Annotated in this window: 16 protein-coding genes; 6 read left to right on the top strand and 10 right to left on the bottom strand. The window is 64.6% G+C overall.

The features are described 5' to 3' along the window. Positions 1-55: 55 nt before the first annotated feature. Together QP803_RS06745 and serB are read right to left on the bottom strand one after the other, a co-directional pair. Positions 56-322 (bottom strand): hypothetical protein, encoded by a 267-nt coding sequence (locus QP803_RS06745; RefSeq protein ID WP_284947020.1) that lies wholly within the window; start codon positions 320-322, stop codon positions 56-58. Positions 323-334: 12 nt separating this feature from the next. Continuing rightward, on the bottom strand, positions 335-1,210 hold the full coding sequence (gene serB / locus QP803_RS06740) for a phosphoserine phosphatase SerB (RefSeq protein ID WP_434082892.1): 876 nt from the start codon (positions 1,208-1,210) through the stop codon (positions 335-337). 92 nt (positions 1,211-1,302) lie between these two features. Between serB and miaA the strand changes: the two genes are divergently transcribed. From miaA to ilvC, 4 genes are all read left to right on the top strand, one after another. Continuing rightward, positions 1,303-2,310 carry a tRNA (adenosine(37)-N6)-dimethylallyltransferase MiaA gene (gene miaA / locus QP803_RS06735; protein WP_284947018.1) on the top strand — a complete coding sequence of 336 codons (1,008 nt, stop codon included), beginning with the start codon at positions 1,303-1,305 and terminating at the stop codon, positions 2,308-2,310. 77 nt (positions 2,311-2,387) lie between these two features. Then, positions 2,388-4,184: an acetolactate synthase 3 large subunit gene (locus QP803_RS06730; protein ID WP_284947017.1), complete on the top strand. Its 1,797-nt coding sequence runs from the start codon at positions 2,388-2,390 to the stop codon at positions 4,182-4,184. Next, on the top strand, positions 4,184-4,699 hold the full coding sequence (ilvN, locus tag QP803_RS06725) for an acetolactate synthase small subunit (RefSeq protein ID WP_284947016.1): 516 nt from the start codon (positions 4,184-4,186) through the stop codon (positions 4,697-4,699). Before QP803_RS06730 ends, ilvN begins: the two co-directional genes overlap by 1 nt. 39 nt (positions 4,700-4,738) lie before the next feature. Further along, a complete protein-coding gene (gene ilvC, locus QP803_RS06720) occupies positions 4,739-5,758 on the top strand; it encodes a ketol-acid reductoisomerase (protein WP_284947015.1) in 1,020 nt (339 codons plus the stop codon). A 69-nt stretch (positions 5,759-5,827) separates the two neighbouring features. Here ilvC and QP803_RS06715 read toward each other — a convergent pair whose 3' ends face one another. The 3 genes from QP803_RS06715 to QP803_RS06705 form a co-directional block, all read right to left on the bottom strand. Further along, on the bottom strand, positions 5,828-7,075 hold the full coding sequence (locus tag QP803_RS06715; RefSeq protein ID WP_284947014.1) for an MFS transporter: 1,248 nt from the start codon (positions 7,073-7,075) through the stop codon (positions 5,828-5,830). Positions 7,076-7,085: 10 nt separating this feature from the next. After that, complete coding sequence (locus QP803_RS06710; RefSeq protein WP_284947013.1) at positions 7,086-7,859, bottom strand: ferredoxin--NADP reductase; 774 nt, start codon at positions 7,857-7,859, stop codon at positions 7,086-7,088. 92 nt (positions 7,860-7,951) lie between these two features. Beyond that, on the bottom strand, positions 7,952-10,204 hold the full coding sequence (locus QP803_RS06705; protein WP_284947012.1) for a D-tagatose-bisphosphate aldolase, class II, non-catalytic subunit: 2,253 nt from the start codon (positions 10,202-10,204) through the stop codon (positions 7,952-7,954). Positions 10,205-10,298: 94 nt separating this feature from the next. Here QP803_RS06705 and msrA point away from each other — a divergent pair, with 94 nt between their 5' ends. Together msrA and QP803_RS06695 are read left to right on the top strand one after the other, a co-directional pair. Beyond that, a complete protein-coding gene (msrA, locus tag QP803_RS06700; protein WP_284947011.1) occupies positions 10,299-10,847 on the top strand; it encodes a peptide-methionine (S)-S-oxide reductase MsrA in 549 nt (182 codons plus the stop codon). Positions 10,848-10,963: 116 nt separating this feature from the next. Then, a complete protein-coding gene (locus tag QP803_RS06695; protein WP_284947010.1) occupies positions 10,964-11,728 on the top strand; it encodes a glycosyltransferase family 2 protein in 765 nt (254 codons plus the stop codon). A 107-nt stretch (positions 11,729-11,835) separates the two neighbouring features. Here the strand turns inward: QP803_RS06695 and QP803_RS06690 are convergent, their stop codons facing one another. From QP803_RS06690 to QP803_RS06670, 5 genes are all read right to left on the bottom strand, one after another. Beyond that, positions 11,836-13,341 (bottom strand): ATP-binding response regulator, encoded by a 1,506-nt coding sequence (locus tag QP803_RS06690; RefSeq protein ID WP_284947009.1) that lies wholly within the window; start codon positions 13,339-13,341, stop codon positions 11,836-11,838. A gap of 8 nt (positions 13,342-13,349) precedes the next feature. Continuing rightward, the gene (locus QP803_RS06685; RefSeq protein ID WP_284947008.1) at positions 13,350-15,074 is read right to left on the bottom strand and encodes a response regulator; all 1,725 of its coding nucleotides are present in this window, start codon (positions 15,072-15,074) and stop codon (positions 13,350-13,352) included. 13 nt (positions 15,075-15,087) lie between these two features. Beyond that, positions 15,088-16,122, bottom strand: coding sequence for a chemotaxis-specific protein-glutamate methyltransferase CheB (gene cheB, locus QP803_RS06680; RefSeq protein ID WP_434082911.1), 1,035 nt, complete (start codon positions 16,120-16,122; stop codon positions 15,088-15,090). A gap of 47 nt (positions 16,123-16,169) precedes the next feature. Further along, positions 16,170-18,263 (bottom strand): hybrid sensor histidine kinase/response regulator, encoded by a 2,094-nt coding sequence (locus QP803_RS06675; RefSeq protein WP_284947006.1) that lies wholly within the window; start codon positions 18,261-18,263, stop codon positions 16,170-16,172. A 119-nt stretch (positions 18,264-18,382) separates the two neighbouring features. Then, entirely contained in the window at positions 18,383-20,071 is a 1,689-nt protein-coding gene (locus tag QP803_RS06670; protein WP_284947005.1) for a methyl-accepting chemotaxis protein, read from the bottom strand. Positions 20,072-20,076: the final 5 nt, after the last annotated feature.

The following is a 20,076-nucleotide window of genomic DNA, read 5'->3' as shown; positions in this document are numbered from 1 at the left end:
CTAACCCTGTAGGGCGGCTAAGCGAAGCGTCATCCGCCGTGAGACGATGGTGTGATTACTGCCCTTCGGCTGAAAAGCCGCCCTGAAACCAACTGCCGCGATCAATCGGCAAAGCGGACTCGGCAATCGGCTCATGCGCGATGTCGGAGACGGGCGTGTTCACCGGATCTTCCGCCAAAGCCACCGTGTTGAACTCGCCACCCGCGATCAGGTCGGTGATCACCGCCACCACGGCCAGGCGGTCCATGCCGCCGGCCACAGCTTCCGCCACCATAGCGGTCAGGCGCGGATGGACCCAATCGCGTACCGGCGTGCTGCTCATGGCGGAGGCTCCTTACTGTTTCGCGAAGGCGCTCGCGGGGTAGCCCTGGGCGAAGAGTAATGCGCGAAGATTACCATGATCGACACGCGCCTTCACTTCCCGCGCGACGATCGGCTTAGCGTGGAAGGCCACGCCCAACCCTGCCACGCGCAACATCGCCAGATCATTGGCACCGTCGCCCACCGCGAGCGTCGCATGCGGCTTAAGGCCACGCTCCTCCGCCAGACGAACCAAGGTGTGCTTCTTAGCGTCGCGGTCGAGGATGGGCTCGCCGACCTCACCGGTCAGCGCCGTGCCATCATCGAGCAGAACATTCGCGTGGTGCTGATCGAAACCCACCAGCGCCGCGACCTTGGCGGTGAAGAACGTGAACCCGCCGGAAACGAGAGCCGTCAGCGCGTTATGGGCGCGCATGGTCGCCACCAGTTCCATCGCACCCGGCGTCAGGCGCGTCTGCTTCCAGGTCTTCTCCAAAGCATCGAGGTTGAGGCCGCGCAGCATCGACACGCGCGCGCGCAAAGCCTCCGCGAAATCGATCTCGCCATTCATGCTGCGTTGGGTGATCGCCTCGATCTCGGCTTTGACGCCGGCGAAGGCGGCCAACTCATCCAGCGTCTCACTCGACACGATCGTGCTGTCCATGTCCGCCACCAGAAGTCCCTTGCGACGACCGCGCGCTTTGGTGACGATCCAATCCACCGGCGCATTTTCGAGCGCCTGCTGAATGGCGATGGAATCGGGCGGGTCGGCGCACGGGATATCCGCAGCCTCCCCATCATTTAAGCTTATGAAGGGGTCGCCGCGCACGGCTTCCCCTACCCTGCGGATCATGGCAGGGGTGAGGCTTGTTGAGGACCGGGCGGCAACGAGGGTGAGGACATAGCGCATGGGGCGCGCAGACTGGCCGCGCGGCCCCTTCAAAGCAAGGCCACGCGGCGCAGGGCCGCCTATCGGCGCCGGAGTGAAGGAGACCATCCACTATGCAGGAGACCGTTGATCCTGACGGGGCATTGTCCACACCGCTGAGGTCGCAGCTTCCGCTGGCGCTGTTTCTCGCCGGCCCCACCTGCAGCGGCAAATCCGCCCTCGCGCTCATCCTCGCCGAGCGCATCGGCGGCATGGTGATCAATACGGATTCGATGCAGATCTATCACGAGCTGCGCGTGCTCACGGCGCGGCCGACCGAGGAAGACGAAGCCCGTGTTCCGCACGCCCTGTATGGCATTCGCCCGGCCCGCGAGCCGGGCCATGTCGCTTGGTGGCGGGAGGCGGCGCTGACCGCCATGGCGGAAGCCCATGCGAGCGGCTTACTGCCGATCCTGTGCGGCGGCACCGGCCTCTATTTTTCGGCACTACGCCACGGCCTGTCCGATATTCCGCCGATCGATCCGGCGGCGCGCACCGAAGCGCGGGCGGCCCTCGTTACCCTCGGGCCGGAAGGATTGCATGCGGAACTCGCGGCCCATGACCCTGAAACAGCCGCCTTGATCGCGCCCACGGATGGGCAGCGCATCGCACGCGCCTATGAGGTGTGGCTCAGCACCGGGCGCGGCTTGGACGAATGGCGGCGCCTCAGCAGCCTGCCGCCCCCGCCCTGGCGTTTCCGCGCCATCCACATCGATCCCCCACGCGCAGCCCTTCAGGCCGCGGCGACGCAGCGCTTCGACACGATGCTGATGACCGGCGCGCTGGATGAGGTCGCGGCCCTGGTCGAACAGGGGTTGGACGAGAGCCTGCCCGCGATGCGGGCGCATGGCGTGCCGGAACTCGCGGCGCATCTGCGCGGGGAGATGACGCTCGATACTGCCCGCTCACGCGCCATCGCCAATACCAGCCACTACATCAAGCGGCAGACGACCTGGTTTCGTCACCATGAACTGGCCGAAACGGACCAGTTGCATATGATCCATGCGCAAATCGCGGGTCCCGCGCAACTTTCGGAAAGCGGAATAGCAGATCTGACACGGTTTATTCGCGAACCCGGTTGACGCCTGGGTTTAGCGGGGTCATTACCGCCCCCGTTATCCCCGCCAATCCTGATTTGGCAGAACCCGAGGACGTGATCATGAACGCCCCGATCCCGACGACCGAACTCCCCGCCTCCGGCGCGCAGGTTCTTTTGCGCGCACTCAAGGAGCAGGGCGTAGAGGTTATCTTCGGCTATCCGGGCGGTGCCGTCCTGCCGATTTATGACGCCCTGTTTCAGCAGAATGCCATTCGCCACATCCTCGTCCGCCATGAGCAGGCGGCGGTTCATGCCGCCGAGGGCTATGCCCGCAGCACCGGCCGCGTCGGCGTGGTTCTGGTGACGAGCGGCCCCGGCGCCACCAATGCCGTCACCGGCTTGGTCGATGCGCTGATGGACTCCATTCCCGTGGTGTGCCTGACGGGCCAGGTGCCGACCCATTTGATCGGCAACGACGCCTTTCAGGAAGCGGATACGGTCGGCATCACCCGCCCCGCGACCAAGCACAATTACCTGGTCAAAAAGTCCGAGGATCTCGCCCGCATCGTGCATGAGGGCTTCTATGTCGCGCGCAGCGGCCGCCCTGGGCCAGTGGTGATCGACCTGCCCAAGGACATCCTCATCAAGCCGGCGCCCTATGTGGCGGCAGCGACGACGCCGCATCGCAGCTACCGGCCCGCAAGCACGCCGGATGGCGCGCAGATCGCCAAGGCCGTCGCCCTCATCCGCGCTGCCAAGCGGCCCGTGCTGTATACCGGCGGCGGCATCATCAACGCGGGTCCCGATGCCTCGGCCGCGCTGCGCGAACTGGTCGCTGAGACGAATATCCCCTGCACCAATACGCTGATGGGCCTCGGCGCGCTGCCCGCCAGCGACCCGCATTTCCTCGGGATGCTGGGCATGCACGGCACCTACGAAGCCAATATGGCGATGCACGGCTGCGACCTGCTCATCAATATCGGTGCCCGCTTCGATGACCGGGTGACCGGTCGCCTCAATGCCTTCAGCCCGCACTCGAAGAAGATCCACGTCGATATCGACGCCTCCAACATCAACAAGAACATCCTGGTCGATGTGCCCGTGGTGGGTGATGCAGGCCTCGCCATGCGCGCCATGCTGGACCTGATCCGCGCCGAGACGGCCCATCCCGATCGCGCGGCACTGACCACCTGGTGGCGGCAGATCGACACTTGGCGCGAGAAGAAGAGCCTCGCGTTCGTGCAGACGCGCGAGCGCGGCGGCATCATTAAGCCGCAGCATGCCGTCAAGCGCCTGTATGAGCTGACGCGGCAGAGCGGACGCGAGACCTTCATCACCACGGAAGTCGGCCAGCACCAGATGTGGGCCGCCCAGCATTTCGGCTTCGAAGAGCCGAACCACTGGATGACCAGCGGTGGCCTCGGCACCATGGGCTATGGCCTGCCCGCCGCCATGGGCGTGCAGATCGCCCATCCAGATGCGCTGGTGATCGATATCGCGGGCGAAGCCTCCATCCTGATGAACATTCAGGAAATGGGCACGCTGGCGCAATATCGCCTGCCGGTGAAGGTGTTCATCCTGAACAACCAATATATGGGCATGGTTCGCCAGTGGCAGGAGTTGCTGCACGGCAGCCGCTATTCGGAAAGCTACAGCCAGTCCCTGCCGGATTTCGTGAAGCTTGCTGAAAGCTTCCATGGCGTTGGCTTGCGCGCCCAGACGATCGATGACCTCGACCGTGTCATTCTGGAGATGATCGCCAGCGACAAGCCGGTGATCGCCGATATCTCCGTCGATCAGGGCGAGAACGTCTATCCCATGATCCCCTCCGGCGCCGCGCATAATGAAATGCTGCTCGGTCCAGACAAGAACCGCGACAATGCGGAAGTCACCAATGCCGGTATGGTGCTGGTGTAATGAGCGGCGAGACCGGAACCATGCGCTCGGCGACCATTGCCGTGCTGGTGGAGAACGAGGCTGGCGTGCTCGCCCGCGTCATCGGCCTGTTCTCAGGCCGTGGCTACAATATCGACAGCCTCACCGTCGCGCCGGTAGATGAGGAAGGGCGCAGCCGCATTACCGTGGTGACGCGCGGCACCGAACAGGTGATCGAGCAGATCAAGGCCCAGCTCAATCGCATCGTGCCGGTGCATCGCGTGTCGGATTTGACGAATGAGGGTCCGCATGTCTCGCGGGAGCTGGCCCTGATCAAGGTCGGTGGCCGGGGCGACGCGCGGATGGAAGCGCTGCGCATCGCAGACGCCTTCCGCGCCAAGATCGTGGATACCACAGTCGAAAGCTTCGTCTTTGAACTGACGGGCGCCACGGACAAGATCGACGCCTTCTTGGACCTCATGCGACCGCTTGGTCTATTGGAGATTTCGCGCAGCGGCGCCGCCGCCATCGCGCGCGGCACCCGCACGATTATTTAAGCCTGCTATCTAAAGCCTGCCCCAAAGGAGCATCTACCCATGCGTGTCTATTACGATCGCGACGCCGACGTGAACCTGATCAAGAACAAGAAAGTCGCGATCATCGGTTTCGGCAGCCAGGGCCATGCCCATGCCCTCAATCTCAAGGACAGCGGCGTGCGCGACATGGTCATCGGCCTGCGCGCCGGCTCCACTGGCGTCGCCAAGGCCGAAGCCTTCGGCTTCAAGGTTATGGATCCGGCCGAAGCCGCCGCCTGGGCCGATGTCGTCATGGTGCTGACGCCCGACGAAGGCCAGGGCGATCTGTACCGGGACAAGCTGCACGCCAATATGAAGGAAGGCGCCGCCCTCGCCTTCGCGCATGGCCTGAACGTGCATTTCAATCTGCTCGACCCGCGCCCCGACATCGACGTGTTCATGATCGCGCCCAAGGGTCCCGGCCATACGGTGCGCAGCGAGTATCAGAAGGGCGGCGGCGTGCCCTGCCTGGTGGCGATCGCGCAGGACCCCTCTGGCAACGGCATGGACATCGCCCTCTCCTACGCCAGCGCCGTGGGTGGTGGCCGCGCCGGCATCATCGAGACGACCTTCAAGGAAGAATGCGAAACCGATCTGTTCGGTGAGCAGGTCGTGCTATGCGGCGGTCTGGTCGAGCTGATCAAGGCCGGCTTCGAGACGCTGGTGGAAGCCGGCTACGCCCCCGAAATGGCCTATTTCGAGTGCCTGCACGAAGTGAAGCTGATCGTCGATCTCATCTACGAGGGCGGCATCGCCAACATGAACTATTCCATCAGCAACACGGCGGAATACGGCGAATACGTCACCGGCCCGCGCATCATCACCAGCGAGACCAAGGCTGAGATGAAGCGCGTGCTGGAAGACATCCAGTCCGGCCGCTTCGCGCGCGACTGGATGCTGGAGAACAAGGTCAACCAGTCGAGCTTCAAGGCGACCCGTCGTCGCCTCGCCGAGCATCCGATCGAGGACGTGGGCGCCAAGCTGCGTGAGATGATGCCGTGGATTTCGAAGAACCGCCTCGTCGACAAGACGAAGAACTAAGCGGCGATCGGGTTTGATCCGCGCACCTTCGCAATGGTGCGCGGATCAAGTCCCGGCACAACGATCATCCTAACGGGCGACCGGCGCCAAGGGCTGGATATAGCTCAGCCGGATGGAGATCAGCAGACCGATGAGGATCAGCGTCCCGGTCATGCCGGTGACGCCCGTCCAGCCGAAATGGCCCCAGAAGACGCCCCCTAAGGTGCCGACGACGCTGGACCCGAGATAATAGAAGAACAGATACAGCGACGAAGCCTGCGCCTTGGCATGGCGCGCACGCTGGCCGATCCAGCCACTGGCAATGGAATGGGCGCCAAAAAACCCGAAGGTCACGAGCAAGACACCCAGGATGACGAGCGTCAGGCTCTGCGTCTCCGTCAAGCCGGTGCCCAGCGCCATGATGGCGAACCCCACCCACAGCACGCGACGGCGGCCGAGCTTGTTACCCAGATTGCCCATCCAGGCCGAACTGAAGATGCCAACGATATAGGCGCAGAAGATCAGCCCGACCTCGGCTTGGCTCAGGCTGAAGGGCGGCGCGAGCAGCCGATAGCCGAGGTAATTATAGATGGCGACGAAGCCGCCCATCAGCAGGAACCCCTCCGCAAACAGCAGCAGCAGCCCCTCATCGCGCAGATGGCCCGCGAAAGCTTCTGCCAGGGCCGAGACCGAGAAGCGACGGCTGCGAAAGTTCCGCGACGGCGGCAGGATGCGCCAGAAGAGGAGGCTGCCGAGGAGCGAGAAAATGCCGATCGCGAAGATGCCGATGCGCCAGCCACCATGGTCGGCCAGCACGCCGATCAGCAGCCGCGCCGTCATGCCGCCGAGGGCGTTGCCGCCGATATAGAGGCCCATCGACAGGCCGATCGAGCGCGGATGCATCTCCTCCGCGACATAGGCCATTCCCACCGCCGGAAGGCCGCTCAGCGTGAGGCCCATCAGGGCGCGCACGAACAAGAACTCGCCCCAGGTCGGAACCAAGGACGAAATCACCATCAAGACGGAGGATAAGAACACCGAGGCGACCATGATCGGCTTGCGACCGAAGGTCTCGGAAATGGCGCCCGCACCGAGCAAGGAGACGGCCATGAGGCAGGCTGTGAGTGACAGGGCGAGGCTGGAGCCGGCGGCGGAGACATGGAAGGTTCGGGTAAAGACCGGCAGCAGTGGCTGGATGGAATAAAGCAGGGCGAAGGTGGAAAAGCCGGCGGTGAACAGCGCCAAGGTGGTGCGAATGAAGGCCGGCGATCCGTGCTCGATCAGCGCGACCGCCTCGCGAACCGTGGCGGTGACGCTCTCTGGCCGGCTCTGATCCACCCCCGCCTTCCTACTTCTCCACGAATGCCTTCTCGACCACGAATTCGGCCGGTGTCGTATGGCTGCCTTCCGAGAAGCCCTCGGCGCGCAGCCAGGCGGTCATGTCCACCAGCATTTCGGGACTGCCGCAGAGCATGAACCGATCGTCTTCCTTGGAAATCTTGGGCAGCCCGAGGTCGGCGGCGAGCGTGCCGCTGACGATCAGATCCGTCAGACGTCCCCGGTTGCGGAAGGGTTCACGCGTCACAGTGGGATAATAGAGCAAGCGGCCATTGACGACGTCGCCGATCAGTTCGTCGGACGGCAGGTCTTTCTGGATGTAGTCGGCATAGGCGAGTTCCGCGACCTGGCGCACGCCATGCACCAGCACCACGCGCTCGAACCGCTCATAGATATCCGGGTCCTTGATGATCGCCATGAACGGCGCGAGCCCGGTGCCGGTGCCGAGCAGATACAGCGTCTTGCCCGGCAGCAGACTGTCAGCGACCAGCGTGCCGACCGGCTTGCGGCCGACCAGGATGGTGTCGCCTTCTTTGATATTCTGGAGGCGCGAGGTCAGCGGGCCGTCCGGCACCTTGATGCTCAGAAACTCCAGCCCTTCCTCGTAATTTGCGCTGGCGAGGCTATAGGCCCGCATCAGCGGGCGGCCTTCCACTTCCAGGCCTATCATCGTGAACTGGCCGTTCAGGAACCGAAAGGCAGGGTCACGGGTGGTCTGGAAGCTGAACAGACGGTCCGTCCAGTGATGCACCTTGGTGACGGTCTCGGTATTGAAAGCAGCCATCGCTCACTCGCCTCTGGACGTCGAAGACTCCGAAGTAATGCGGCTGGGCGCAGCTTGCCAGAGCTTTTGCTGCACCGCACCCATTACGCGCCCTATCGAGGCGCGCAGGCCGCTGAATAGGGCCGCAATGCGTCCCGCACCGCTTCGATCGCCAGACGGTGGGCGGTGGCTTCAAAAACGCCGGTGGCGACGCGATCATAGAGGCGCGGCAGGTATTGGCTAACCAGCGGCTCGGGGATCGTCACGCCTTGCAGCCGAGCGAATAGCCCGTCTACCGCCGCGACGGCCTCTGGCTCCGGCCAATAGTAGCGAATGCGATCGCTATAGCTGTAGTGGCGCAGAATCTTCAGGGCGGCGGCATCGCCATGGTAATGCGTCGCCCAATGCTTGGGGTTACGGAGCATCAACCGCTCCATCACCGACGCCAGCGGCTCGACGCCCGGTTCGGGCTTGAGGACCGCCGCAATGGCATCCAGGCCGTAGAAGGCTTCGCGCAGGGCGAAGGACAGTGAGGGGCCGACCTTCAGGATCGGAAAACCGTCCCGCACCAGTTCGGCCAGGGCCTTGGGCGTCTGGTAGTCGGTGGCATGCGCCTCGAAGATCAGGCCGGGCAGATGGGTCAGCGCCGCCGTCAGAGACCTGGCGGCGACGGAGTCGTAACGCGATACGCTTTCATTGCCGTGCTCTACGCCGGGCTGCACGACGAGGGCGACAACACGGTCGAGCACCGCGCCAAGCCCATTAGACATAAATATATGTGTATGTATGGCATAGGTCGCGAGCGGCGCCTCGGGCGCGGTGACCTCGGTTTCCGGATTGGCTTCAAGGGCGCCGCCCGGCGTCGGGACCTCGGTTCCGATGATGTAATACGGCTTGGTGCCGACCTCCGCCGCGACCCGCTCGGCGATCAGTGCCAGGCGCGCGGCGCGTTCGGCCGTTACCTGATCGGCCAGCGCCACAGGCTCCCCGGCGCAGCCCATGCTGCAATCGAGATGGATCTTGATGAAGCCGGCGCGGATGAAGGCCTCCACCATGATATCGGCTTCGGCAAAGGCTTCCTCGGCGGGCAAGGATTTCCAGGGATTGGGGCCGAGATGGTCACCGCCTAGCAGGATGCGCGCGATCGGGAAGCCGACCTTGGCCGCAATGCCATAGACATAGTCGCGGAACATCGCCGGCGTCATGCCGGTATAGCCGCCGTGCTGATTGACCTGATTGCACGTCGCCTCAATCAACGCCGTGGTGCCGTCCTCAGCGGATTGGATCAGCGCGGCCTCGATCACCAGGGGATGCGCGGAGCAAACCGAGGTGATGCCGAAGGGCCGGCCCATGGCGCGGGCCGGCGCCAATTCGGCCAGGATATTGCCACCGCCGGCACCCGGCTTTTGGGCCGCGATCAGCGCGTCCAGTTCCGCGAAGGTCGCGGTGCCCTCCATCGGGCCGCGCCGCGTCACGGCCAGCGCGCCGGAGGCCGCCGCGTAACGCAGGCATTCGATCGGGCCGCGCCCTTGCAGGCGACAGGTGATGAAGGTGGCGCCGAAACAGTCCCCCGCGCCGGTCGGGTCGATCTCCGTCACCGTGAAAGCCGGGACGGAGAGCGTATCCCGCCCGTCATAATAGCTGGCACCGCCAGCGCCGCGCTTCACGACAATGGCCGAGACGCCCATGCCGAGGATCTCGGCGATGGCGCCGCCATCTGTCTTCGCCTCGGTGAGCAGCGTGAGTTCATCGCCGCTCGGCAGGAAGATGTCGCAGGCGGCGAGCATCTCGACCAAAGCCTCGCGCATGCCGGGCGCACCGAGGATTTCCTTGCGCAGGTTAGGATCGAAGGACACCGTGCCGCCCTTCGCCTTGATCAACGCGATGGCAGCCTTGGTGTCGGCGATGATCCGCTCGGAGGCCAAAGACGAGCCCATGACATGCAGATGGGCGCTGCGCTCCAGCAAGGCGTAGCCGGCCTCGGTTAGGCGCGTCTGGCCGCAGGCGCTATTGCGGATGTTGTAGACGAAGTCGCGGTTGCCATCCGGCCGATAACGCACGAACGCGCTGCCGGTGACCTGGTTGGGGTCGATTTCGATGGCGCTGACATCGACGCCATCGGCGCGCAGGCGCTCGACATTGACGGTCGCAAAGTCATCGTTGCCGACGCAGCTCACGATGCCGCAGGGATAGCCCAGCTTGCCGACCTGATCGATGAAGATGGCGGTGGCGCCGCTAGGAAAGGGGCCGACGAGGTCGATCGGCGCCCGGAAGCCGAGGCCAGGCTCGGTCGCCATGATCTCGACCAGGATTTCACCGATGGTCACGATGCCACCCTGCGCCGCCCTGCCGTCACCGAATACCATGTCTGCTTCCCCTGGCCCCGCGCAAACCCTTTTGCGGTCGCGCCCGGATGCCGATATGCCTTGGCGAGCATTTGGTCAAAGCAGGGGACAAACGATGGCAACGAGCACGGCGACGGTCGGCGGCGGCTGCTTCTGGTGCACCGAAGCGGTGTTCCTGGAACTGGAAGGGGTGAGCGGCGTCCAATCCGGCTATGCCGGTGGCGCGGTTCCGAATCCTACCTATGAACAGGTCTGCACCGGGCGCACCGGTCATGCCGAGGTCATCCAGATCACCTACGACCCAGAGGTGATTTCCTACGCCGATCTGCTGCGGGTCTTCTTCGCGACCCATGACCCGACGACGCTGAACCGCCAGGGCAATGATGTGGGCACGCAATATCGCTCGACGATCCTGACGGAGTCAGAGGAGCAGGCGACGGTCGCGCATGAGGTATTGGCGGAAATCGATGCGCGGGGCATTTGGGGTGGCCGGATCGTGACCACTATCGAACCGCTGACGGTCTTCTATCCCGCCGAGCCCGAGCACGACAATTATTACGCCCGCAACCCGTTTGCCGGGTATTGCCGGGTGATCGTAGCGCCGAAGGTCGCGAAGGTCCGCAAGGAGTTTACGGATCGGCTACGGCGGAAGGCCGTGGCTTAGGTCCTTTTCCAGGGGCCGTAGGTTGGAATTGACAAGGCCTTTTCGATCACCGATCGTTCCGCTTAAGGCGGAACGAAACGTCCGTTCAGGGCGGCGGTGTTCCGAGGGGCAAATCTATGTCGCTTGTTCTTGGCATTGGCATCATCACATTCAATCGTAGCACCCTATTGAATGAAACGATCGGGGCCGTCATTCGGCATACGCGATACCCGTTTACTCTGGTCGTCGCTGATGATGGCTCGACCGATGGCACGCGCGAAGCGATGCTGAGCAGTGGCATTCCCTGTGTCTCCGGTTCAAATCGCGGCGTGGCCTGGAACAAGAACCGCGCGCTATTTTGGCTAGCGCATATCAAGAAATGTGACGTCATCATCCTGTTGGAAGATGATGCCGCCCCCCAGGACGCCGGGTGGGAGAAACCGTGGATCGATGGCGCCGCCAAATACGGCCACCTCAATTTGGCCGGCGACTGGTTCAAGAACTATTATCTCGATGGTACCGGGACTGTGGACGATCCGATCCGCTGCGCGATGGTATCAGGACAATGCAGCTGCTTCTCCCGCGAGGCAGTGCTATTCGGCGGTTTTCTAGACACTCGCTTTAAGGGCTTTGGCTTTGGGCATGTCGAACATTCCTTGCGCCTCATGCGCCTTGGCTATGGTGGACGCTATGAGAATAATCGCCCGATTTACTATCTGTTGAAGGCGCCCATCGTAGTCGGCGATACCCACAGCCACAGCAATCCAGAGGCTATCGAGCGCAACCGGCTTCTGTGCAACGAACTTCTTCAGGATGGCAGCTTCAGGGGCGGCGCCCAAAACGAGACAGAAATGAAAATGCTCCGCGAGGAAATGAACCTCAGTGGTTCTTTTCTGAGGTAACCTATCCGGTCTCGCCGAGGATGGCGGAAGGCGCTGCGCTTTTCCGGCCTACGATGTGGCGGTGTAGGGTGGATGAGCGAAGCGTCATCCACCAAACTTAGCTGTGCCTAAGCACTCGCCCGTGGCAGCAAAATCTCGACCGTCGTCCCGCCGCCCGGCGGGCTGATGACGCGCGCGACGCCACCCGCCTGCTGTGCCAGACCATAGACCATCGACAGGCCGAGGCCGGTGCCCTTGCCGATGGGCTTGGTGGTGAAAAACGGCTCGAACACGCGCGTGATGACATCGGCTGGAATGCCTGTGCCCGTGTCGCGCACGCCGATCGCCACGTAATCGCCAGGCGATAGATCAAACCCATCCGTCTCACGCACGACCACGTTACGCGTTGCGAGCACAAGGTGGCCGCCGTCCGGCATCGCATCCCGCGCATTGATGCAGAGATTTAGGAGTGCGAGTTCGAGCTGATCCGGATCGACATGCGCGAGCCAAAGGTCCGGCGCCAAATCCTCCTCGACCGTGATGCCCGACCCGATGCTGCGCAGGATGAGATCCTGCATTTCATGGATGAGTTGGCGCGCATCGACCGAGCGCAGGGACAGGTCGCGTTGCCGGCTGAAGGTCAGCAATCTTTGCGTCAGTGTCGTTCCGCGTTCGGCCGCCATGGTCGCGTTCTGCAACAGCCGCTCCAGCCGTGCATCGCCATCATTACGCCGAAGCGCCAGTTCCAGACTACCAAGAATGGCCGTCAGCAGATTGTTGAAGTCATGCGCGACGCCGCCGGCCATGGTGCCGAGGGCCTGCATCTTCTCCGCTTGATACAGGCGGTTTTCCATCAACCGGCGATCGGTGATGTCATGCTCCAAGATCGCGATCCGGGCCGGCGCGCCGTCCTGCCCGACAATCGGCACCCGGCTGACCTGGATGAACCGCGTGCCGTTCGGCCCCGTCCGTTCCTCGATCTTTTCAATGCCATGGCCAAGGGCGAAAGCCTCGGCTTCCGCAGCCGCGATGCCTGCCGCCTCCTCCACGACGCCGATCAGCTCCGGCTCCCGATGATGCAGACACGCCTCCACCGGATGACCGAGGGACGCAGCCTTGGCGGCATTGAGACGGACGAAACGGCCCTGGCTGTCCTTGAAGGAGACCGGATCCTGGCTGCCATCCATCAAGCCACGCAGCAGAGCCTGTTCCAGCCGCAGCGCGCGCCGCAAATGGCATTGCTCATGGGCATTGGCGACCATGCTCATCAGCAGCGTCGGCTCCCACGGCTTTTGCGCATAGGCTGAGATGCGACCATTATTGATCGCGCTGACCACGGCATCGAGATCCGCGTAGCCGGTCAGAAGGATTGTCTGCGCATCGGAGATCTCGCGGACCTTGGTGAGCAGCACGTCACCGGTCATCTCCGGCATCCGCTGATCGGAGACGACGACGGAAATGCTCGGCTCGTCTGCCAAAATCTCCAAGGCGGTCAGCGGTGAGACGGCGCTCCAGACGTCGAACTCATCCTCCAGAAGATCGCGAAGGGCTGTGAGGATTTCGGGTTCATCGTCCACGATCAGGATCGTGCCGCGCTCCCCGCTGCTCATGGCACCCCCGCTGCTCGTCGCCATCGTCGCCGTCATTCTCCCGTTGCCGCCTGCGATGCCGTGGGCACCACGATCCTGAAGGATGCGCCGCCGAGCGCGGAGCGCCCGACCGTTATGGTGCCCTTATGGGCCTGCACAACGGTATAGGCGATTGCGAGGCCAAGGCCAGTGCCGGCGCCGATGTCCTTCGTGGTGAAGAAGGGTTCGAAGACACGCTCCTGCAACGCATCCGGCACGCCGGGCCCAGAATCGTCGATCTGGATGATGTAGCCACCCTGCCCCACCTCCGTCGCGATCGCGATCCGGCCTGGTCCCGCGATCGCATCCGCCGCGTTGCTGACGATGTTCATGACCACATGATTGAGCAAGGCGGGTGAGCACCACAGCACGGACGGCCCGTCATAACGCCGGCTGATGGTCACGCGGTCACCCAGTTTCGGGCTCAATAGCGTCAATACCGTATCGATCGCTTCGAAGATATCGACGTTCTGAAAGCCGCCCTCATCCATGCGCGAAAAGCGGCGAAGGTTGAGCACCAGGTCCTGAATGCGCTTGAGGCCCGTGCCCATGGCCATGGTGCGGTCCCGGGCCTTGGCGATGACGGCGCGCGCCGCCTCATCGGTGCCTTCCCCAGCGCCGACCTTGGCGAGCAGCCGCTCCACCGTGCCTTGATGGGCCAGGATGAAGGCGAGCGGATTGTTGATTTCATGCGCAATGCCGGCCACCAGCTCACCCAGCGAGGCCATTTTCGCCGCCTGCACCAGCTTCGCCTGGGTTTCGACCAGCTTGGTGTTGATGGCGCCCAGTTCGATATTGGCCTGACTCAGGGCCTCGGCCATCCGCGCGCGTTCCAGCGTGACCGCCCGATTGCGACGATCGACTTCCGCCTGCTGCATCTCATCCTGCAGCAGCTTCCGCCGCACGATGGCGCGCAGGCGTACTCGCACGACACCCTCATCCAGCGCGGGCGGAATGAACTCGTCCAACCCCGCATCGAAGGCGCGGGCCAGAAGCTCCTTCGGTTCGTCGCCATCGCGCTCGATGCCGACGAGTAGGAAACGGGATGCGCCGCGTTCGGCGATCTCCGCCTGGCGCAATACGTCGAGCCTGCGGCACAGCTCCACGCTGTCGAACCGGGTGGCATGCAGCGTGACGAGCACGCAATCGACCGGATTGGCGGCATCCGTAAGAGCGACCTTTGCCGCGTCAAGGGACGCGACGTCATCGACCAGATAGCCATCCTTTTCGAGCAAGCGCCGCAGTGCCACGCTGCTGCCGGCTTGATCATCCACGACCAGGAAGCGGATGCGCCGGAAGTGGGGCGTTTCCACCGTTTGGCTTTCATCGCCCGCGCTCTGCACCGCAGGCCGTTGCCGCAGCAAGGCGCGAATGCGCAGGATCATGAAGTCCATGTCGGCCGACTTGGACACATAGGCGTCGGCGCCGCTTTCCAGCCCCTCACGCTCGGTATCCGCTTCGGCGGCCTCGGTCAGCATGAGAAGCGGGATGGAACGGGTGCGGCCGTTCAGCCGGATCTGGCGCGACAACTCGCCACCATTCATGCCCGGCAGGTGGTAATCGGCGATGACGAGATCGGGCAGCTTGCGGTTGAGATGATCGAGCGCCGCCTCGGCCGAGGCCGCACGATCGACCTGAAACCCATGCCGCTCCAAGGTGCGGCGAATGACGAGAGCCTGGGTTTCGGAATCCTCGACAACCAGCAGGCTGGGCATGCGCGGCACGCTTCCCTCGGCCATCAGGCTGTGTTCCTCATGAGGGTGCGCCTGCGGTGATCGCGCGCAACACGCTATGCCCGATCCGATCGAGCGGCAGGCTGGCGCCGGACGCCCCGATCTTCACGGCGGAAGCCGGCATGCCATAGACCACGGCACTGCTCTCATCCTCGGTGATGGTGATCGCCCCGGCGCGGCGCATGGCGAGCAGGCCCTGGGCGCCATCATCGCCCATGCCCGTCAGCAGCACACCGATGGCCCGTGCCCCAAGGACGGTGGCGAGGGACTGGAACAACACGCTGCCGGAGGGTCTTTGGCCGGCGACCGGCTTGCCATGGCCAAGGTGCAGGGTGCCATCCGCCGCCACGGTCAGATGCTGGTCGCCGGGCGCGACATAGACATGGCCCGGCAGCGGCACCTCGCCCGCGACGGCGAGGCTGACGGTCTGGGGCACGATGCCGTTCAACCATGTGGCGAAGCCATGCATGAAGGGCGCGCCCATATGCTGCACGATCAAAATGGGCACAGGGACATCGGCCGGCAGCGCGCCCAGCAGCCGGGCAAGCGCGGGCGGCCCACCGGTGGAGGCGACGATCGCGGCCATCTGCGGCCGACCGGGGAGCCGATCGATGCCCGCGACATCTGCGGGGTGGAGGCGCACGCCAATCGTCCGCCTGCGAATGACCGGAACCTGGCTCATGATATAGAGCTGTGTGCGGATCGTCTCGGCGATCGCCGCATGGTTCTGATGGGCAAACCCGGCCGGCTTCTCGACCACAGAGAGGGCCCCGGCGCGCAACGCATTCATCGAAATGGCAAGCGACCGATCCCCCACCGCATCGGCGATCACCACGATCGGCGTCGGGTGGTGGGACATGATGTGGCGCGTCGCCTCCAGCCCATCCATGCCGGGCAGCCGGATGTCCATGGAAATGACATCGGGCTTGACGCGTGGAATGGCGGCGATCGCCTCCTCCGCCGATGGCACTGTTGAAACGACTTCGAGCCGTGGGTCGGAGGCGATGATATGGGACAGGAGGCTGCGCACGACGGCAGAGTCTTCCACCACCATGACCCGCACGCGGCGTGGCGCGCGGCCGGCCGCGGGTGGCGTGGCATTCACAGCAGCCGCCCGATCGCGCCCAGAAGGTCGCGCTGATCAAAGGTCTGTTTAGCGATATAGGCGCTGGCGCCCAGGTCGAGCCCACGGCGCACATCGGCGGGGGCTTCCCGCGACGTCATCATGATGACGGGAATGCCGGCGAGTGCCGGGTCACTCTTCATGGCTTCCAGAAGGGAAAATCCATCCATGCGCGGCATCTCGACATCCGCGAGGACCATGTCAACCGCACCCTCCGGCCCATGACCGATCAGGGATCGCAACAAGTCTAGTGCCGCCAGCCCATCCACCGCCGTGACGACGCGGTAGCCCTGGGCCTCCAAGATGCTCTTTTCCAGCGTGCGGCTGGTGAGGGAGTCATCGACCACCAGGATCTTATGGGGTCGCGGTGGCCCAGCGACCTGCGTCACCGCGCGCGTATCGCCCGCCCAGCCACCGTGCCGATGGGCGGCGGCACTCAGCCCGTCCGGCGAGAGCAAGGGCGCGACGATCTCGTTCTCCAGCAACACAAAGCCCGAGACGAGGTCGGTGTCGAGGCCGACGATCTCGGCGGTATGGACGAGGAAGGTGCGCACATCCTGAAAGTGATCGACGGCGATGGCGAGATCCGCGCCGCCATGGCTGCCGCGCAGGATCGCGAGTTTCACATAGCCGTCCGATGACGGCAGGCCGGCGCCTGTGTGTCCGAGCAAGTCCGACAGCAGCGCGACCGGCGCGGCGCGCGCCGTACCGGGGCCATCCGGGCGCACACACATGCGGCCGCCCACCGGTTCGATCCGGTCTAACCGCACGCGCAGCAGGCCTGCGACCGCCGCCGAGGGCACGGCGGCGATCTGATCGCCGTAGGACATCAGGATCGCAGATTGCTGGGCAACGGACAGCGGCACAGCGATTTCGACCGCCGTGCCGCCACCAGAGCGGCGCAGCATCTGGGTGGTGCCGTGCAGGCTGCGGGCGGCTTCCGCGACGATGGACAGGCCCATGCCCCGACCTGAGAGCTGGCCGACATCCGGCCGGGTCGAAAAGCCGGGCTCGAAGACCAAGGCCATCAGTTGCTCGGGCGTCGCCTCAGGCGCGGTGCGCGGCGTGAGAAGGCCCCTTGCCAGGGCACGGGCGCGAATGGCCTCAAGATCCGGGCCCGGTCCATCATCCGAAACGGTCACGATCAGCCGGCCGTTGATGGTCTTCACCATCAGGGTGATGCGGGTGGCGGCAGGCAGGCCCCGGCCGCGCCGATAAGCGGCCGAGGCCGTGCCGTGACTAACGGCATTGCGCAGCAATTGCAGGACGGCATCCTTCAGACCTTGGAGGACACGGCGATCCGCCTGAAGCTCCAGCCCCCGGAAATCGGCATCGATCTCCACACCTTCGTCGCGTGCCAGATCGCGCAGCATGCGTGCCATCGGCCCGAAGACCGTCTCGGCGGCGACAAGGCCGATGCGATCTACATCCTCGCGCACGCGGCGCAAGGCGCCGTCCAAGGCCCAGGCTGAGTCCCGGAAGGCATGGCGGGCGCCGGCACTGTCGCGCGCCGTGACGGTGAGTTCGGCAGCGACCTCCACAAGCGCGGGCGGCGCATTGGCCGCGTGCAGCAGCGGTTCGAGGGCGCGGCGGGCGCGGCGGGCCGATTGCTCGATCGCCAGCAAACGCGCGCCGAGACCGTCATGCCGTTCGACCGCCTGGGCGAGTTGGACAGCGGCCGCAGCAAGATCGGCGACCTGCGCCTGCTCGACGCGGACATAGCCGAGGGCGGGTTCGTCAGCGGGTGCATCCGGTTCGGCGGAGGCGCCGGTGATGGTGCTTTCGATGTCATCGAGACCCCGCTCGATGACATCAATCCGCGCGCGATCGAGCGTTTCGCCGTTTTCGATCAAGCCGGCGAGGAAGGCTTCGAGGTCATGCGACAGGCTGGCGACGGCGGGCAGATCGACGGCACGGGCGGCGCCCTTGAGGGAGTGGATACGGCGGAAGATGTCCTGCCGATCGGCAGCACCACCGCGCCGCGCGACACCGAGCGCCGCGCGGACCACAGCGAGGTGGTCGCGGTATTCGGCGTCGAAGGCCGCGAGCAGTTCCTGCCGGAAGTCGGACATGGATTACGCGCCGCCACCGCTTCCCCTCGTCATCCGCGCACTTGATGCGCGGATCCATGGGCGCGTATGGATCCGCGGGTCAAGCCTGTGGATGACGAGGGTATATACGGGCACCACCACTAAGTCCGGTAGCGATCGGACAGCGCCAACAGCTGCCCCGAAAGCTCGGACAAACTGGCCGCCGCCGTTTCCAGTTCCCGCGTGCCGGATGCCGTCTGCTGGCTCGCCTGCCGAATGCTCTGCAACGCGCCCATGACCTGTTCGATGCCGATCTGCTGCTGATTGGTGGAGGCGACGATCTGCTGGAAGGTCTGCACGCTTTCCTGCACGCTGGCGGTGATCTCCTCGATCGCGCGCTCGGTGATGTCGGACCGCTCACGCCCGACGGCGACGCGCTTGACCGCCTCCTCCGTCAACATGACCGAGGTATTGATGCCGCGCTGGATCTCACCCAGGATCGATCGCACCTGGATGGTGGCGTCCTTGGCCTGATCGGCCAGCACCTTCAGCTCGGACGCGACGACCGCGAAGCTGCGACCGCTTTCCCCGGCCGCCGCCGCTTCGATCGCGGCATTCAGCGCCAGCAGATGCGACCGCTCGGAGATGTCGTTGACGGTCATGATGATCTCACCGATCGCCTGGGTCTTTTCACTCAGGGCCACGATATTGGACGCGACCATCTCGCCCTGGTCGCGAATGGCGTCCATGGCGCGGGCGGCTTCGGCGACAGCGCGCAGGCCATTCGCGCTGGTCGCGACCGACGCCTGGGCCGCCTGGATCACTTCCTGCGCGCGGCTGGCGATGCGGGCGCCGGAATGGGTGATCTCATCCGCCGTCGCGGCCGTTTCCTGGATGGCGGCCAACTGCTCCTCGACGCTCGCGGCCTGTTGCTGGGTCGAGGCGCGGATCTGCGCCGCCGAGGCATTCAGCGTGCTGGTGATCTCCTGGCTCTTGCGGCCGATCTGCCGCAGGCTTTCGACCATATGGTTCAACGCAGCGGCCAACCGGCCAAGCTCGTCGCGGCCCACGGTCAAAGGCTGACCACCCAGGTCCCCGCTACCGACCTGTTCGGCGAAACCCGCAAAAGCATCGAGCGACCGCATGATCGAGCGCCGCACACTCCAAGCGATCAGCAGCGAGGCAAGAAGTGCGACCACCACCGACGTCACCAGAATCATGCGCACCTGGGCGGTGAGATCATCCACGCGTTGCTGGCCGGCCTTGTCGCCGGTCTGCAAGGCGTCCTCGGCCTGAAGCATCGTCTGGCCGAAAGCGACGTTTTCGCTGAGCAGCTTGGGCTCGGACGCCACGACCGACTTGGTGTCACCCGTGGAAATGGAATCGAACTGCGTCTCGGAATCGGCGCGGAGGGACGTGAATTGGAGTTGCGCCTGCTGGAACAGGCGCACGACCTCATGCCAGGTCGCCGCGCGACCTGGAACGTCGAGGGTGATCGACTGCTGCTCGAACCCACTGGCGACCGCGATGGCATCCGCCAAAGCCGCTGCCGCGCGGTCCGCCTCCGCGCGCCAGCGGGTCACGGCCGGGTCGACGCCTTTCGGCGGGGCGCCCGGGAGGACGGGGCTTGGCATCATGAACTCGACCACGGCAGCCCGGCGGGCGTCGATCAAGGTGATCTGGCTTTGGAGGATGCGCTGCACAACGCGATAGGCCCAGATGTCATGGGCGGCGATGGCCTGTGTGGTGTCGCGCAAGCGGCCGACGAGGTTGAGGCTGAGCAAGCCGACACCCACCAACATCAGGACGCTGAGCAGGAAACCGAGAAAAAGGCGGGCGGCGATCGTCACCTGGT

The organism is Acidisoma sp. PAMC 29798 (assembly GCF_030252425.1).
In the GTDB taxonomy this organism is placed as follows: Bacteria; Pseudomonadota; Alphaproteobacteria; order Acetobacterales; family Acetobacteraceae; genus Acidisoma; species Acidisoma cladoniae.
This window is presented reverse-complemented; position numbering and strand designations above follow the sequence as displayed.